The 14,370-nt window shown below is 62.8% G+C and carries 15 protein-coding genes; 5 read left to right on the top strand and 10 right to left on the bottom strand.

What is annotated here, in order from left to right:
• The first annotated feature begins 223 nt into the window (after positions 1 to 223).
• Positions 224 to 1,609: an ammonium transporter gene (locus tag KLP40_RS09305; RefSeq protein ID WP_246558744.1), complete on the top strand. Its 1,386-nt coding sequence runs from the start codon at positions 224 to 226 to the stop codon at positions 1,607 to 1,609.
• Between the two features lie 233 nt (positions 1,610 to 1,842).
• Here KLP40_RS09305 and KLP40_RS09300 read toward each other — a convergent pair whose 3' ends face one another.
• The 7 genes from KLP40_RS09300 to KLP40_RS09270 form a co-directional block, all read right to left on the bottom strand.
• The gene (locus KLP40_RS09300) at positions 1,843 to 2,640 is read right to left on the bottom strand and encodes a ZIP family metal transporter (protein WP_215593506.1); all 798 of its coding nucleotides are present in this window, start codon (positions 2,638 to 2,640) and stop codon (positions 1,843 to 1,845) included.
• Positions 2,641 to 2,724: 84 nt separating this feature from the next.
• Entirely contained in the window at positions 2,725 to 2,988 is a 264-nt protein-coding gene (locus tag KLP40_RS09295; RefSeq protein ID WP_215593505.1) for a DUF167 domain-containing protein, read from the bottom strand.
• Positions 2,989 to 3,000: 12 nt separating this feature from the next.
• A complete protein-coding gene (locus KLP40_RS09290) occupies positions 3,001 to 3,201 on the bottom strand; it encodes a DUF5683 domain-containing protein (RefSeq protein WP_215593504.1) in 201 nt (66 codons plus the stop codon).
• Positions 3,202 to 3,373: 172 nt separating this feature from the next.
• Positions 3,374 to 4,102 carry an endonuclease III domain-containing protein gene (locus tag KLP40_RS09285; RefSeq protein ID WP_317196763.1) on the bottom strand — a complete coding sequence of 243 codons (729 nt, stop codon included), beginning with the start codon at positions 4,100 to 4,102 and terminating at the stop codon, positions 3,374 to 3,376.
• A gap of 274 nt (positions 4,103 to 4,376) precedes the next feature.
• Entirely contained in the window at positions 4,377 to 5,258 is an 882-nt protein-coding gene (locus KLP40_RS09280; RefSeq protein WP_215593503.1) for a hypothetical protein, read from the bottom strand.
• A gap of 160 nt (positions 5,259 to 5,418) precedes the next feature.
• Positions 5,419 to 5,829, bottom strand: coding sequence for a response regulator (locus KLP40_RS09275; RefSeq protein WP_215593502.1), 411 nt, complete (start codon positions 5,827 to 5,829; stop codon positions 5,419 to 5,421).
• Between the two features lie 81 nt (positions 5,830 to 5,910).
• Positions 5,911 to 7,407 (bottom strand): sensor histidine kinase, encoded by a 1,497-nt coding sequence (locus KLP40_RS09270; protein ID WP_215593501.1) that lies wholly within the window; start codon positions 7,405 to 7,407, stop codon positions 5,911 to 5,913.
• 153 nt (positions 7,408 to 7,560) lie between these two features.
• Here KLP40_RS09270 and KLP40_RS09265 point away from each other — a divergent pair, with 153 nt between their 5' ends.
• From KLP40_RS09265 to KLP40_RS09255, 3 genes are all read left to right on the top strand, one after another.
• A complete protein-coding gene (locus KLP40_RS09265; RefSeq protein ID WP_215593500.1) occupies positions 7,561 to 8,367 on the top strand; it encodes a TrmH family RNA methyltransferase in 807 nt (268 codons plus the stop codon).
• A 147-nt stretch (positions 8,368 to 8,514) separates the two neighbouring features.
• Positions 8,515 to 9,963 (top strand): ArnT family glycosyltransferase, encoded by a 1,449-nt coding sequence (locus tag KLP40_RS09260; protein ID WP_215593499.1) that lies wholly within the window; start codon positions 8,515 to 8,517, stop codon positions 9,961 to 9,963.
• A gap of 47 nt (positions 9,964 to 10,010) precedes the next feature.
• Positions 10,011 to 10,286, top strand: a complete 276-nt coding sequence (locus KLP40_RS09255; RefSeq protein ID WP_215593498.1) for an acylphosphatase — start codon at positions 10,011 to 10,013, stop codon at positions 10,284 to 10,286.
• A 10-nt stretch (positions 10,287 to 10,296) separates the two neighbouring features.
• Here the strand turns inward: KLP40_RS09255 and KLP40_RS09250 are convergent, their stop codons facing one another.
• From KLP40_RS09250 to typA, 3 genes are all read right to left on the bottom strand, one after another.
• Entirely contained in the window at positions 10,297 to 11,046 is a 750-nt protein-coding gene (locus KLP40_RS09250) for a YqjF family protein (RefSeq protein ID WP_215593497.1), read from the bottom strand.
• A 129-nt stretch (positions 11,047 to 11,175) separates the two neighbouring features.
• Positions 11,176 to 11,577 (bottom strand): hypothetical protein, encoded by a 402-nt coding sequence (locus KLP40_RS09245; protein WP_215593496.1) that lies wholly within the window; start codon positions 11,575 to 11,577, stop codon positions 11,176 to 11,178.
• Positions 11,578 to 11,719: 142 nt separating this feature from the next.
• Positions 11,720 to 13,528, bottom strand: a complete 1,809-nt coding sequence (gene typA / locus KLP40_RS09240; RefSeq protein ID WP_215593495.1) for a translational GTPase TypA — start codon at positions 13,526 to 13,528, stop codon at positions 11,720 to 11,722.
• Between the two features lie 256 nt (positions 13,529 to 13,784).
• Between typA and msrB the strand changes: the two genes are divergently transcribed.
• Positions 13,785 to 14,360, top strand: coding sequence for a peptide-methionine (R)-S-oxide reductase MsrB (gene msrB / locus KLP40_RS09235; RefSeq protein WP_215593494.1), 576 nt, complete (start codon positions 13,785 to 13,787; stop codon positions 14,358 to 14,360).
• The last annotated feature ends 10 nt before the right edge of the window (positions 14,361 to 14,370 follow it).

The following is a 14,370-nucleotide window of genomic DNA, read 5'->3' as shown; positions in this document are numbered from 1 at the left end:
CAGCATGAGGGAAAGTGTGTTCCGCCACTCTATAAATAAGGGGTAGAAGGGATGAATAATATAGTGTTTGGTGCCTAAGGGGGTAAATCGAATAGGGTGTGTTGTTTGAAATAGGTTAGTTGTCATGTTTTGGGTGTTTAAATAAAGGGTATATTCTGAAATAAATACGTTTTGCTCTTATATTGACCCTCGGAAGTAAGGATACACTCTAAAATAACGTAGCATGACGCCTAAATCTGCTCCCCTGAAGATGAGCTTTGGCCTGGTAGCACTCCTGGTGCTGGTGGTCATGGCCTTTGTCGCGGCCTTTGTGCGGGTGCCCCACCCGGCGGCCGCGCCCGGTTCGCTCAACGGCGCCGACGTGGCCTGGATGCTCACGGCCACCGCCTTCGTGCTGATTATGACGCCCGGTCTCTCGTTTTTCTACGGCGGCATGGTGCGGCCCAAGAACGTTATCAGCACCATGCTCCAGAGCTTTGTGGCGTTGGGCGTTATCTCGGTGGTGTTCTACTTCGTGGGTTTCTCGATCTGCTACGGCGACTCCTGGCACGGCATCATCGGCAACCCGCTGACCTACGCGCTGCTGCGCAACGTGGGCACGGCCCCGCATCCGGTGCTGTCGCCCACCATTCCGTTTATTCTTTTCTTCGCCTTCCAGCTCAAGTTCGCCATCATCACGCCCGCCCTCATCACCGGCTCCTTCGCCGAGCGGGTGCGCTTTAAGGGCTACCTGGCCTTTATGGTACTGTTCAGCCTGTTCATTTACTGCCCCCTGGCTCACTGGACCTGGCACCCCGAGGGCTTCCTGCGCCAGTGGGGCGTGCTCGATTTTGCGGGTGGCACGGTGGTGCACATTTCGGCGGGCGTTGCTGCGCTGGCCGGGGCCCTGGTGCTGGGCCGGCGCTCCACACACCTGCAATCCACGTCGTTTTCCACGCCTAACGTGCCGTTTGTGCTGCTGGGCACGGGGCTGCTGTGGTTTGGCTGGTTTGGCTTCAACGCCGGCTCGGCGCTGGGGGCCAACGAGCTGGCCGCGCTGTCGTTCGTAAACACCAACCTGGCTTCGGCCGCTGGTTTGCTGGCCTGGATTCTGGTGGAAGTAGTGCGGGGCGGCAAGCCCACGGCCGTGGGGGCCTGCACCGGGGCCGTGGTGGGCCTGGTGGCCATTACGCCCGCCGCCGGCTACATCGACTACGGGCAGAGCGTCCTGTTCGGGGTGCTGGCGGCTCTTATCAGCCACGCCGCCGTGCACTGGCAGAACTCCCGCACCACCATCGACGATACGCTGGACGTGTTTCCCTGCCACGGGCTGGGCGGCATCGTAGGCATGCTGCTCACGGGCGTCTTCGCCGATAAAGTAGGCCTCGTTTATGGTACCAGCACCACCTTCCTCTACCACGTGCTGGGTTTGGCCATCGTTATCACCTTCTCCTTCGGGGGCGCCTGGGTGCTGCTGAAAATAACCGACCGCCTGTTCGGACTGCGCGTGAAGCTCCAGGAGGAAGAGCTCGGCCTCGACTTAAGCCAGCACGAAGAATCCACCTACCACATCGACGAGGAGTACGAGCGCACCTACCGCCGCGCCGCCAGCGGCCAAGCAGTGCTGTAATCGCCCGTTGTGCGATATAAGGGTAAAGCAGAACGGCATCCTGAGCATGTGGCGCATCAAGCCAGGGACAAGGAATCTCGCGTGCTGAGGTTGCCAGCGTAATTCTATCATCAGAGTTACCGTTGCAACGTCAGCACGCGAGATTCCTCGTCCCTGGCTTGATGCGCCACATGCTCGGAATGACGTTTTTTTCCCTAATCCCTAATCCCTAATCCCTAATCCCTAATCCCCAATTACCCCATCTTACTCAGGAAGAAGGAAACCAGGAAGCCCAGCACGGTGATGAGGCCGGTGAAATTGTGGGTTACCTCGAAGGCTTCGGGAATCATGGTATCGGCAATCATGGCCAGCACGGCCCCGGCCGATACGGCGGTGGTGGCGGCTATTATTTCGGGGGAGAAGCCGCTGAACACGGAGTAGCCCAGCAGCGAGGACAGGCCCGAAATAATGGCGATACCGCCCCACAGGCCCAGTACGTAGCCGGGGCGGCGGCCGGCCTTGCGCATGCCGGCGGCGCTGCTCAGGCCCTCGGGCAGGTTGCTCAGAAAAATGGCCACCACGGCCACCAGGCTCACGCCGCCCCCGGCCAGCAGGCTCAGGCCAATCACGATGCTTTCGGGAATGCCGTCCAGCAGCGCCCCGATGGCCAGGGCCATGCCGTTGTCGTCGCCGGCGTCGTTGCCTTCCGTCTGGCCTTGTTGCACGGCCGCGCGCTCCCGGCCCTGCAACTCGCCGGACCGCTTGCGGTGCCTGGCCCCGTAGCGGGCCAGCAGCCAGTTGGCGAGCGTGTACACCGCTGCCCCGCCCACAAAGCCAAGGGCTGTGGAATCGAAGCCGCCCTGGTGGTAGGCCTCCTCCATCAGTTCCAGGGAAAGGGTTGAAATCAAAACGCCGCTGCCAAAGGCCATGGCAGCGGCAATGAGGCGTTGCGGAACGTGGGCAAAATACCCGATGGCGGCACCCAGCAGCAGCGCGGAGCCCGAAACCAGACCCCAGAAGCCGGCCACGGCCCAGGTAGGAAAATCGTACATGAAACGAAAACGGGAGGGGAGAGGAATCGGCAAGCCCGGACGGACCGCCCCGGTTCAACGCCAAACCTCTGCTGAAGGATGCCGCTACGCCACCGTGTACCGGGCCAGTACCGCCCAGAACTCCGTTTCCGCCAGCCCCCCAATCTCCACTTTCTTGAAGGGCGCCGTATGGCCGCTGAGCAGCGTGAGGCTGGATTTGCTCACCCCGAACACCTCCGCTAAGTAGCCCAGCAGGCAGGCGTTGGCCTTGCCGTCCTGGGCCGGGGCGTTCAGGCGCACGGTCACGGTGCCGTCGGGCGCTACTGTCAGCTGATTGCAGCGGCCGTTGGGCCGGGCTTTAAGGTGCAAAACCGGCACAACTCAGGCGGGGGAGTTATAGGCGTCGTACACGTTCCAGGCCCAGATGACGAAGGGCACCACCACCGTCCAGATCAGCAGAAAGCTCAGCACGCCGCCCACGGCCCAAATAAAAAACGCCTTGATAAACTGCCCCTTCACCAACTGCCCCAGGCCCGGAAAGAAAATGGAAAGTAGCGCCGGTAAACCGTAAGTCTGTTTCATAGTGGTAAGGTAATGGGGTGAGGAGGTAATGGGGTGAGGAGGTGAGGAGGTAAAAATCGAAAGTACAATTCCTGTACTCAAATCGGCAGCTTTCGGGCCGCTGGTGCGTATTTTACTCACTACTCACTACTCACTACTCACTACTCACTACTCACTACTCACTACTCACTACTCACTTCACCCGGCGCTGGCCGAAGGGGCAGCGGGAGAGCAGGGGGCAGCGGCCGCAGGCGGGCGTGTGGAAGTAGCAGCACTTCTGGCCGTGGAACATGAGCACCTCGTGGTGGTCGTAGACCTGCTGGGCGTCCCAGTCGGGGGGCAGCAGGGCTGCCAGCTGCTTGTGGGCCGCCGCCTCGCCTACTTTGGGGCCAATGAGGCCCAGGCGCTGGGCCACGCGGTGGTGGTGGCTGTCGACGGGCATGGCCGGGCGGCGCAGGGTGCTGAACAGCAGCACGGCGGCGCTGGTTTTGGGCCCTACGCCGGGCAGCTGCTCCAGCCAGGCCCGGGCCTCAGGAATAGGCAGATCGGCCAGAAACGCCAGGTCGCAGGGGCCACCGGCGCAGCGGGAGGCCACTTCGCGCAGAATCTGCTGAAGGCGGGGGGCTTTCTGCTCGGGCCAGGTGCAGGGACTGATGGCGGCTTGCACCGCGGCCGTGGGCGCGTCGCGCACCTCCTCCCAGGTGGGAAACCGGGCCCGTAGCTGCTGGTAGGCCCGGTGGGAGTCCTGGTTGCGGGTGCGGTGGGAAAGCAGGGAACTGATCAGCTCACTGAGCGGATCCTTGGTGGCGAAGAAGGCCACCGGACAGCCGTATTCGGCGCAGAGCAGGCCGTGGGTCCACAGGGCCAGTTCCCGGCGCTCGGTCAGTGGTAATTCAGAGGAAGCAGCAACGGATGTTTTCACCCGCCTGCCTACGTGGAAAGAGGCCGCTTTAGTTGCTGGCTCCTGGTTTTTGGTTGGTGGTTCTTGGTTAGTGGTTCTTGGTTTTTGGTTGGTGGTTTTTGGTTAGTGGTTTTTGGTAGATAGAACGGCTTCCTGAGCCGGCGAAGGATCCTGTCAGGCTGGAACGGCCGTCGTACTAACGACTCGATTCAACGGGAAAAGATTCTCCAGCGGCTCAGGAGGCCGTTCTATTCACCAAAAACCAAAAACCACCAACCAAAAACCAAAAACCCGCCTACTGGCCGCGGTTATACAGCAGGATGGCCTGTTTGACGTTGTTCTGGGACTTGCCGCCGATAACCAAGGGCACGATGGCCAGGGGAATGGCCGCGTACACCAGCGGCGAAACATTGAACCCGTTGCTGCTGCCGTTGAAGCTCGAAAGTACGCCCGCCAGCATCAGGCCCCCGGCCCCGATGTAGCTCAGGGTAGTGTAGGTCTGGTAGCGGCGGGCGTCGCTCAGCAGCTGCTGGGCGCCTGGGTTGTCGCGGGTGGCCAGTTGCAGGTTCCGTACGCTCAGGTCCTCAATGGGGCCGTTGTCCTTGCTGAAATACTCGTTCCGGACCGTGCGGTAGCCGCCGAACCCGCCGTAGGGCCCGAAGTTGCCGTACCGGCCGTAGCCGTAGGGCCCCATGCCGTAGGGGTTGTTGGTGTACTGCTGGCTGGTAATGGAATAGAGGCTGATGCGGCCTACCCGGTCGCGGCGCAGGGTGCTTTCGCGCTTGCTGCGGCCCGGCAGCGTGGTGCGCACGTAAAAACCGGTTTCGTCCTCATAGTAGCGCACATCGTTGAGGTCCAGCCGCTGCTGCCCGTCGACGAGCAGGAAGGTGCGGCCCAGCAGGGGCTGCTTAATCTCCACATCGTAGCCCTTGAGCACCTGCCCCGATTTAAGGCCCACCGAATAGCGCGTCGTGTTGGCGGGGGGCAGCGGGGCCTGATCCGGGGCCGGGGTGGGTGCCGCGGCGGGCGGGGCGGCCAGCACGCGGCGGGTGGTGTCGGGGGCGGCGGGCGTCACGGGGGCGGGCGCCGTGTTCAGCTCACCGCGGGGCGTTTGCTGGGCCAGCCCGGACGTGGCCAGGGCACTCAGCGTCAGGAAGGAGAGGGTACGAAGCAGCATACGGGTAAGTAAGGCAGAAAGCGCCGGAAGTACGGCACCGGAACAGGAAGGAAATCAGCAGGAGCAAAAGCAGCGGGCCGGGGCGGCCCCTCCGCCGGCCTAACGGCCCCCGGTCCGCCAAAGTGCCCGCCAGGCACCCGGAGCAGGTGGCCGCCGGCCGTTAGCGCAGCAGCTTTTCCAGCAGGTTGAGGCTGTCCACCATATCCGTGCCGGATTCAAAATCCAGGGGCTTGAGGATGTAGCCGCTCACGCCCAGGTTCTGGGCATTCAGCCGGTCGACATCCATGCCCGAAGTGGTGGTGATAAACACCGGAATGGCGGCCAGCTCGGGATTGGCGCGGATTTCGGCCAGAAACTCGTGGCCGTTCATCTTGGGCATGTTCAGATCCAGCAGAATCACCTCGGGCAGGGGCCGCAGGGGCGCTACCCCGTTGGTGCCCAGCAGCAGGTCGAGGGCTTCCAGGCCGTTGAAGGCCGTGTGCAGCTGGTGGGGCACGCTGAACTTCTCGAACGCCTTCTTGGCCGTCATCGTATCAAAAAAGTCGTCTTCAACCAGCAGGACGGAACGCATAAGCGGGGGAGGTGAAAAAGTGAGGTGAGAAAGGATAAGCGGATGCGGAAACGCCGGGGCGGGAATGGCCCCGGGCCAGCTCTAACCGGGGGCTTGGGCGTTGGGCCAGGTAAAGATAAAGGCGGAGCCCTGGCCTTCCGCCGATTCCACGCGAATAGTGCCCTGCTGCTCCTCCACAATGCGCTTGACGATGCTCAGGCCGATGCCAGTGCTTTCGGCCGTGTGCCGGTCGCGCAGGGTCTGGAACATGAGGAAAATTTTCTGATGAAACTGGGGCGCGATGCCCGGGCCGTCGTCCTGGATGCGGAACTCAAATCCGTCGCCTGAGTCCCGGGCCGTGATGGTAATGCGGCCATCGGGGCGGTGGTGGTACTTGGCCGCGTTGCCCATCAGGTTGGTAAACACCTGCTGCAGGCTCAGGCGGTCGGCCAGCAGCACCGGCAGCGGCTGCGGAATGAGGACCTCGAAAGTGGGCGGCACCACCAGCTCGGCTACTTCCTGCACCAGCTCCTGCACGGGCACCGGCTCGAGGGGGCGTTCGGTGCGGCCGGCGCGGGCGTAGGCCAGCAGCCCGTTAATCAGGTCTTCGAGGCGGTGCAAACGCCCCTTCATCATGGTCAGGTACTGGCCCATCTGCGGGCTGATTTCATGACTGAGCTCATCCTCAATCCACTTTACCACCGTCAGCACCCCGCGCAGGGGCGCCTTCAGGTCGTGGGAGGCCACGTAGGCGAACTGGTCGAGTTCCCGGTTGCGGGTTTCCAGGGCCGTAAAACTGGTGTCCAGGGTCTGGGTCATGCGGTTGAGCGAGGCCGCCAGGTTGCCCAGGCTGTCCTGCTCCCGGTCCGTGATTTTCACGCTGTAGTCGCCCTGCACCACGCGGTCGGCCAGCGCATCAATGATCTGAATCCGCTGGTTTACCTTCTCGTTGGTCTGGGCCAGGGTCGTCTGCAGCTGCTCGTTGGCACGCAGTTCCCGGGTGATTTTGCCGAACAGCCAGAACACCAGCAGGGCCGCCAGCACGGCCGAGAAAACGATGGCGGCCGGGGTGGTGTTCTCATAAAAATCCTGCTGCCGGCGGCGGCTCTGCAGCAGCTGGTTTTCTTCCGCCTTGATGCGGTTAAGCAGGGCCCGCAGGCTGTTCATGCGTTCATCCCCGACAATGAGCTGCTGCACGGCCTGGCGGGTGGGCGTATTGCGCCGCCAGCTGCGCAGGTAGGCTAACTCGTCGTCGGTGGCCAGGCGGAGCGTGTCAAGGCGCCGCTGCTGGCGGATATTGTCGCGGGTGAGGGCCTGGAGCGTATCGAGCGTGGCGTGGGCCTTGGGAATGGCGGTGTGAAAATCGGGCAGGTAGGAGGAGTCGTTGAGCAGCAGGTAGCTGCGGGCCTGGCCCTGGATGTCGCGCAGGTGCATGCGCAGCTCGCTGGTGCTCTGGATGATCTGGTAGGTATGCTCCACTTGCCGGGTGTAGAAGCCCAACTGCTGCATGCTGTACCAGGAGGTAACTGAGGTCAGCAGCAGCACGCCCACGGCAATGATGAAGCCCAGAATAATTTTGGTGTTGAGCCGAATGCTCATAGGTACGGTCAGAAGAAAGGGAGAGGGGAGCGTAACGCGCGGGTTGGGGACCACCCTGGTGCCTCGCCAACGCAAGTTACCGCCCCCGGGTTAGCCTGCCTATCTTTGCGGCCGCGCCGCCCTGCGGGCCGCGCCTGTATCTGCCCCCGCCGTATGCCCCAGCCCGACCTGATCTCCAGCCCCCAGAATCCGCGCATCAAGAACCTGCTCAGGCTCCAGCAGAAGTCGGCGGAGCGCCGCGCCCAGAATCTGACTATCCTGGAGGGCCACCGCGAGCTGACCATTGCCCACCAGGCCGGGGCGGTGGTGCAGGCCCTGTTCGTCTGCCCCGAGCTGGCCGCCGAAAATCAGTTGCGGGAGCTGGAATCGATGTTCGGCCAGCTGCCCGACTGGTTTATGGTGTCGAAGGCGGTGTTTGAGAAAGTGGCCTACCGGGAGGGTTCCGACGGCGTGCTGGCCCTGGTGCGCCCACCCCGCCACACGCTCGAGGCGCTGGTATTGCCGGCCAACCCGCTGCTGCTGGTGCTGGAAGCCGTGGAGAAACCCGGCAACCTGGGCGCCATCCTGCGCACCGCCGACGCCGCCCGCGCCGACGCCGTCATCATCTGCGACCCGCGCACCGACCTCTACAACCCCAACGCCATCCGCAGCAGCATCGGCTGCATTTTCACGGTGCCCACCGTGGCCACCTCCCGGCCCGAGCTGCTGAACTGGTGTCAGCAGCACGGCATCCGCACCTACGCCGCCGCCCTCACCGACCACGCCCTGCCGTACACCGAATTCGATTATCGGGGTCCCACGGCCTTCGTGATGGGCACCGAGGCCGACGGCCTCACCCCTGAGCTGATGGCGGCCTGCGACCAGACCATCATCATCCCCATGGGTGGCTATATCGACTCGCTGAACGTGAGCACGGCCACTGCCATTCTCACGTTTGAGGCCGTGCGCCAGCGCCGCTAGCGGCGCGTCTCTGCTTTTTAACCCTTTTTCGCCCTGTTTTCTGGTAGGTTTCAGCCTACCTCCTGTTTGTGTATGACCCCAACCCTTCCGGAAGTACGTCAGCTAGTTCGCTGGGCCCCTTGGCTGGCCCTACTCATTGCGGTAGGAATGCTTATTGATCTGAATGGATTGGTATTGAGCCAATGGGATGAAGCCCGCCTGGGGGTAAACGCGCTGGAGATGGTGCAGAGCCGGAACTGGCTGGTGACCACGTACGCCTTTCAACCGGACCTGTGGAATACCAAACCCCCGCTCATGATCTGGTTGCAAGCTGGCCTGATCAGTTTACTGGGGCCCACCGGCTGGGCGGTGCGGCTGCCCGCCGCGCTGGCTATGCTTACGACCATAACCCTCCTGTGCCTGTTTATCACCCGGTTTCTGGGCCGCCCGGTGAGTGCGCTGGTGGCAGGCTCGGTACTGGTAAGTACGCTCGGGTTCGTCGGAGAACACCACGGTAAAACGGGTGATTACGACGCCCTGCTCACCCTGGCTCAACTCGTGGCCGGCCTTTCGGTCGTGCTGTTGCTGGAAACCGGCCGCTCGCGCTGGTGGGTTGGCGTGGGAGCAGGGCTGGTGGTGGCCACTCTTACCAAGGGGGTAGCAGTGCTGCTGCCCTGGCCTGGGGTAATCATGTATTGTCTGGCCCGGCGACGGGGGCGAAACCTGCTGCGTATGCCCGGCTTCTGGCTGGTGCTGCTGGCCTGGGTAAGTGTAGCCGTGGCCTGGTACGTGCTGCGCGAACAGGCCAGCCCGGGCTACTGGGCGGCCATCAACGCCAACGAACTAGGGGGGCGATTCGGTAGTGCGCTGGAAAACCACCAGGAAGTCTGGTACTACTACCTGCAGCGGTTAGGTACTACCAAATTCATCCCCTGGATCTATCTGGTGCCCCTGGTCGTGCCCTTCGCCCTGCGTCACCCGAACGCCCAGGTGCGGCGGGTGGCCTGGTTTGCCCTAAGCTGGGCCGCTGGACTACTGCTGGTGCTGACCGTAGCTAAAACGAAAATTGAGTGGTACATCGCGCCGGCCTACCCCTGGGTGGCATTGTTGCTGGGCCTGGGTGGACCGCGGCTGGCTGCGCGGCTGCTGGCCCGCATTCCTGCCGGCAGTGGGCGGCTTAGCTTCCGGGTGTTGCTGGTGCTGCTGGTGCTGGCGCCGCCCTTTATTATGATGTGGCGGCAGCTGCGCAGTAACCGCCGCGATACGCTCGACTACATTCGCGTCGGCTACGGGGTACGAGCGCTCCAAAACGAGGCCGACCCGCCCAGTCCGTTGGCCGTGGTGGCCGAAGCGGGCTTCTACGAGTCGCGCCAACCGCTGGATGTATATAATGGCGGGCCGGGCTATAACGCTTCGTTGCGCTTCTACGTGCTGGCTTACCCGCGCGCCATACGGGTAGTGCCACCCACCGCGGTGGCCGCTTTACCGTCCTCCTGGCAGGTGCTGACCGGCTCGGCGGCCGACTCCGCCCTCGTGCGGGCCGCCTTCCCCGAGGCCCGTTGTCGGGCCGTGGGCCGTTTCCCGTGCTGGCTCTGGACGCGGCCGGCCGCCAAATAAGCGCCAAGCCAAAGACGCTCTCCCGCTTCTGATTCAGCAAAAATATAATGAGTATCGAACACCGTATTTTCCGGGTGCACGGCCGCGTACAGGGCGTGTTCTACCGCCAGAGCACCCGCCAGCAGGCCCGGCAGCTGGGCCTCACCGGCTACGCCCGCAACAACCCCGACGGTACCGTCACCATCGAAGCCGAAGGCCCGCCCGAAGCGCTGGCCCAGCTGGAGCAGTGGTGCCACCAGGGACCACCGGCCGCCCGCGTGGAGGAGGTGGAAGCCACCACGGGGCCGGTGCAGGGCTATCCGGAGTTCGAAATCCGCCGCTGAAGCGGCCCGCTCACACCCGCCGCAGCTCCCGCACCGTCACATCCAGGGGTTCAGCAGCATAGAGCAGGGGTGGGCCGACCGGGGTGGGCAGGCCATGGCTTTCCACCAGCGTGGAGTCCCATTCCTGCAACGTGGCCTCCCGCAGCTGCCAGGGCTCGTGCCAGAGGTGGCCCCGCCACAGGCTGCTGCCCAGCACCCCCTGCCGGAGGTTGGCTCCGGCCGTGTACAGGTGGTAGCGTTCGGTGAGGAAATGGGCCAGCGTACCCGGTTGTGCCAGCGGCAGCCTGGCACCCGGCGTCCAGGTGGCGGCGAAGGTGGCGGGGGCAGCACCCCGGTGGGTGCGCTCGGCCACGGCCCGCAGCGTACCATTCGTTTCGGTCAGGCGGATGCGGGCGTGCAGGTAGGGCAGGTGAAACAGGGTGCGGGCGGCCCACACCCCCAGGGGCTGGGTAGCATCGAGCGACAGAAACCACACGCCCGGCACGCCGTCGAGGGTGGCGTAGGTGCGCACGTTCAGCTCGTGCAGGGCGCTCAGACCCGGCACGGCGGGCAGTCCCAGGGGACGGATCTGGCTCATCGTGAACGGCACCACGCCCAGCCAGGCCTGGTCCGCAAACGTATCTACTTCCAGGCGGGCCGGCAGGTAGGGGCGTAGCAGCTCGGGCGGCACGGGCCAGTGGGCAAACAGCAGGTTACTCCAGCGCTGCCGCATCAGGTGCGGGCGGTAGCGGCGTGGGGTGGGAGAGGGGGCAGAAGGCACGGGCGCAGTTCAAAAGGAGAAATAGGACAGGCTGCCATACAACAACAACAGCCCGCATCTGGCCTTCCGGCAACAAAAAAGCGCGGCCTTTGGCCGCGCCTGCTGCTGCACTATAGCCTGTCGGGAAACTTAGCCGGCTTGCTTGTACACGATTTTCTCCAGGTTCTCCAGCCGCTGCCGCAGCTCTTTTACCTCCGATTGCTGGGTGTTCTGCGTGGTGTGGACTGTGTCATAGCGCTCCGTCTGCCGGTTCATGGCGTCCAGCACGGCCGTGGTCATGTTATTAAAGGCGCTTTCCAACCGATCAAAGCCGTTCCCCACCTCTTGGCGCAGACCGCCCACCTCTTGGCGCAGGCCGCCCACCTCTTGGCGCAGACCGCCCACCTCTTGGCGCAGGCCGCCCACCTCTTGGCGCAGGCCGCCCATTTCCTGTTGCAGGGCGGAAACATCGCGCTGCACTTTATCCAGCGTGATCAGAATATCAGCTACCACTTCGGGCAGGTCGCGCTTGTTGCGGTTTTCGGAATCCATAAGAAATAAAGGCTAAGACGTGGTTTACGAAGATACGGAATCCGCTCGGTACCGGTCCAACTGGTTATAACGAAAGAGGGGCCCGACTTGCGCCGGGCCCCTCTTACTATTTCAACGAAGTCAGAGCTCCGAAAAACGAAACCTAGTCGACCTTCTTGGCCGAGCGCAGACGCTCGTTTTCGTCGAGCAGGATTTTGCGCATCCGGATCGACTTGGGCGTTACTTCCAGGTACTCATCCTTCTGGATGTATTCCATGGCTTCTTCCAGCGAGAACTGACGCTTCGGGATGATCTTGGCGTTGTCATCGGAGCCGGAAGCGCGCATGTTAGTGAGCTTCTTGCCTTTCTGGATGTTGATGGTCAGGTCGTTGGGGCGGGTGTGCTCGCCGATAACCTGGCCGGCGTACACCTCTTCGCCCGGATCAACGAAGAACTCGCCGCGGTCCTGCATCTTGTCGATGGTGTAGGCGGTGCCGGCACCGGTATCCATCGAAATCAGCGAACCGGCAATCCGGCCGGGGATAACGCCTTTGTAAGGCTCGTAAGCGGCGAAACGGTGGTTCATGATGGCTTCCCCGGCGGTGGCGGTCAGCACGTTGTTGCGCAGGCCGATCAGGCCCCGGGCCGGGATGTTGAACTCCAGGTGCTGCAGGTCGCCCTTGGGCTCCATGATGGTCAGCTCGCCCTTGCGCATGGTCACCAGCTCGATTACCTTACCAGCCGTTTCCTCCGGTACGTCGACTACCAGGTGCTCAACAGGCTCGAGGCGGTTGCCGTTTTCGTCTTCCTGGAACAGTACCTGGGGCTGGCCTACCTGCAGCTCGAACCCTTCGCGACGCATGGTCTCGATGAGTACCGACAAGTGCAGAATGCCGCGGCCGTACACCAGGAAGGAGTCCTCGCGGTCGGTTTCCTTTACGCGCAGGGCCAGGTTTTTCTCGGTTTCCTTGAACAGCCGGTCCCGCAGGTGACGCGAGGTCACGAACTTGCCTTCCTTCCCGAAGAAGGGCGAGTTGTTGATGGTGAAGAGCATGTTCATCGTCGGCTCATCGATGCTGATGGTCTTCAGCCCTTCGGGGTTTTCGGCGTCGGCGAGGGTGTCGCCGATGTCGAAGCCTTCGATGCCCGTTACGGCGCAGATTTCGCCCGAGCTAACCTCGGTTACTTTCGTGCGGCCCAGGCCTTCGAACACCTGCAGCTCCTTGATTTTTACTTTCTTGATGGTGCCGTCGCGCTTCACCAGGCTCATGTTGGCGCCTTCCTTCAGCGTACCGCGGTGCACGCGGCCGATGGCGATACGGCCCACGAACGACGAGTAGTCGAGCGAGGTCACCTGCATCTGGGGCGTGCCTTCCAGGGTGGGGGCAGGCGGGATGGAGGCCACTACGGCATCGAGCAGCGGGATGATGCTGTCGGTTTTGGTTTTCCAGTCGGTGCTCATCCAGCCCTGCTTCGAGGAGCCGTACAGCGTCACGAAGTCCAGCTGGTCTTCGGTGGCGCCGAGGTTGAACATCAGGTCGAATACCTGCTCGTGCACCTCGTCGGGGCGGCAGTTTTCCTTATCGACTTTGTTGACCACCACGATGGGCTTCAGGCCCAGGTCGATGGCTTTGCCCAGTACGAAGCGGGTCTGGGGCATGGCCCCTTCGAAGGCATCGACAAGCAGCAATACGCCGTCGGCCATCTTGAGTACGCGCTCCACCTCGCCGCCGAAGTCGGCGTGACCAGGGGTGTCGATGATGTTGATTTTTACGTCCTTGTAACGTACGGATACGTTCTTGGATACGATGGTGATGCCCCGCTCCCGCTCCAGGTCATTGTTGTCGAGGATGAGGTCGTCGAACTGCTGGTGTTCGTCGAACAGCTTCGAGGCGTGAATGATCTTGTCCACGAGCGTGGTCTTGCCGTGGTCAACGTGGGCGATGATGGCGATATTCCGGATGTTCTGCATACAAAGGGTTTTCCGGGCGCAAAGGTAGGGAATGTTTGGCGCAAATTCGCGCCGGTAATTAATTGTTACTGAGCCGGGAAGAAACGGGCCGGCCCCCCGCGTCAACTCGCTGGCCTGCTGATACTCCCCGTAACCGTCCCCGGGCCCCGATGGGCCCCGCCTAATGGCCGCACGTCCGAACCGGCGCCGGTCTGCGTATGTTACCCGGCGGCGGCCAACGTGGCCCGCCCCTATTCTGGCTTTTTCCCTGCTTGCTATGCGCGCTTCCCTGCTTATTCTGCTGCTTTCCGCCGCCACGCTCCACTCTGCCTGCTCCCAGCAGGCTAAATCCCGCGACGCCCAAATGGACCTCGCCGACTCGCCCCGCCCCGTGACTACGGCTTCCCAATCGGCCAAAAACTACCCCGTCCCCCAAACCGTGACTGGCAAGCCCGGCGAGTTTCCGGTGCAGAAAACCGACGCCGAGTGGAAAAAACAGCTCACCCCCGAGCAGTACTACATCCTGCGGGAGCAGGGCACCGAAAAGCCCTTCGCCAACCCCTACTGGGACAACCACGAGAAGGGCAATTACTACTGCGCCGCCGACCACAACCTGCTGTTTACTTCCGACACCAAGTTTGAGTCGGGTACCGGCTGGCCGAGCTTCTGGGCCCCGGCCACCAGCACCAGCCTGAAGGTAACTGCCGACAACAGCCTGGGCATGAGCCGCGACGAGCTGGTGTGCGCCCAGTGCGGGGGCCACCTCGGCCACGTTTTCAACGACGGCCCCAAACCCACCGGCCAGCGCTACTGCATGGATTCCTACGGCATGGTGTTCGAGAAAGCCAAATAAGTTGTTGGTT

It is taken from the genome of Hymenobacter piscis, assembly GCF_018760735.1.
GTDB classification, from domain to species: Bacteria; Bacteroidota; Bacteroidia; order Cytophagales; family Hymenobacteraceae; genus Hymenobacter; species Hymenobacter piscis.
This window is presented reverse-complemented; position numbering and strand designations above follow the sequence as displayed.

Bases quoted from the DNA above. Each gene is read 5' to 3' on its own strand.
- KLP40_RS09245 (WP_215593496.1), bottom strand. From the start codon at position 11,577: ATGGATTCCGAAAACCGCAACAAGCGCGACCTGCCCGAAGTGGTAGCT.
- KLP40_RS09265 (WP_215593500.1), top strand. From the start codon at position 7,561: ATGCCCCAGCCCGACCTGATCTCCAGCCCCCAGAATCCGCGCATCAAG.
- KLP40_RS09275 (WP_215593502.1), bottom strand. From the start codon at position 5,829: ATGCGTTCCGTCCTGCTGGTTGAAGACGACTTTTTTGATACGATGACG.
- KLP40_RS09280 (WP_215593503.1), bottom strand. From the start codon at position 5,258: ATGCTGCTTCGTACCCTCTCCTTCCTGACGCTGAGTGCCCTGGCCACG.
- typA (WP_215593495.1), bottom strand. From the start codon at position 13,528: ATGCAGAACATCCGGAATATCGCCATCATCGCCCACGTTGACCACGGC.
- KLP40_RS09260 (WP_215593499.1), top strand. From the start codon at position 8,515: ATGCTTATTGATCTGAATGGATTGGTATTGAGCCAATGGGATGAAGCC.
- KLP40_RS09290 (WP_215593504.1), bottom strand. From the start codon at position 3,201: ATGAAACAGACTTACGGTTTACCGGCGCTACTTTCCATTTTCTTTCCG.
- KLP40_RS09300 (WP_215593506.1), bottom strand. From the start codon at position 2,640: ATGTACGATTTTCCTACCTGGGCCGTGGCCGGCTTCTGGGGTCTGGTT.
- msrB (WP_215593494.1), top strand. From the start codon at position 13,785: ATGCGCGCTTCCCTGCTTATTCTGCTGCTTTCCGCCGCCACGCTCCAC.
- KLP40_RS09255 (WP_215593498.1), top strand. From the start codon at position 10,011: ATGAGTATCGAACACCGTATTTTCCGGGTGCACGGCCGCGTACAGGGC.
- KLP40_RS09305 (WP_246558744.1), top strand. From the start codon at position 224: ATGACGCCTAAATCTGCTCCCCTGAAGATGAGCTTTGGCCTGGTAGCA.
- KLP40_RS09270 (WP_215593501.1), bottom strand. From the start codon at position 7,407: ATGAGCATTCGGCTCAACACCAAAATTATTCTGGGCTTCATCATTGCC.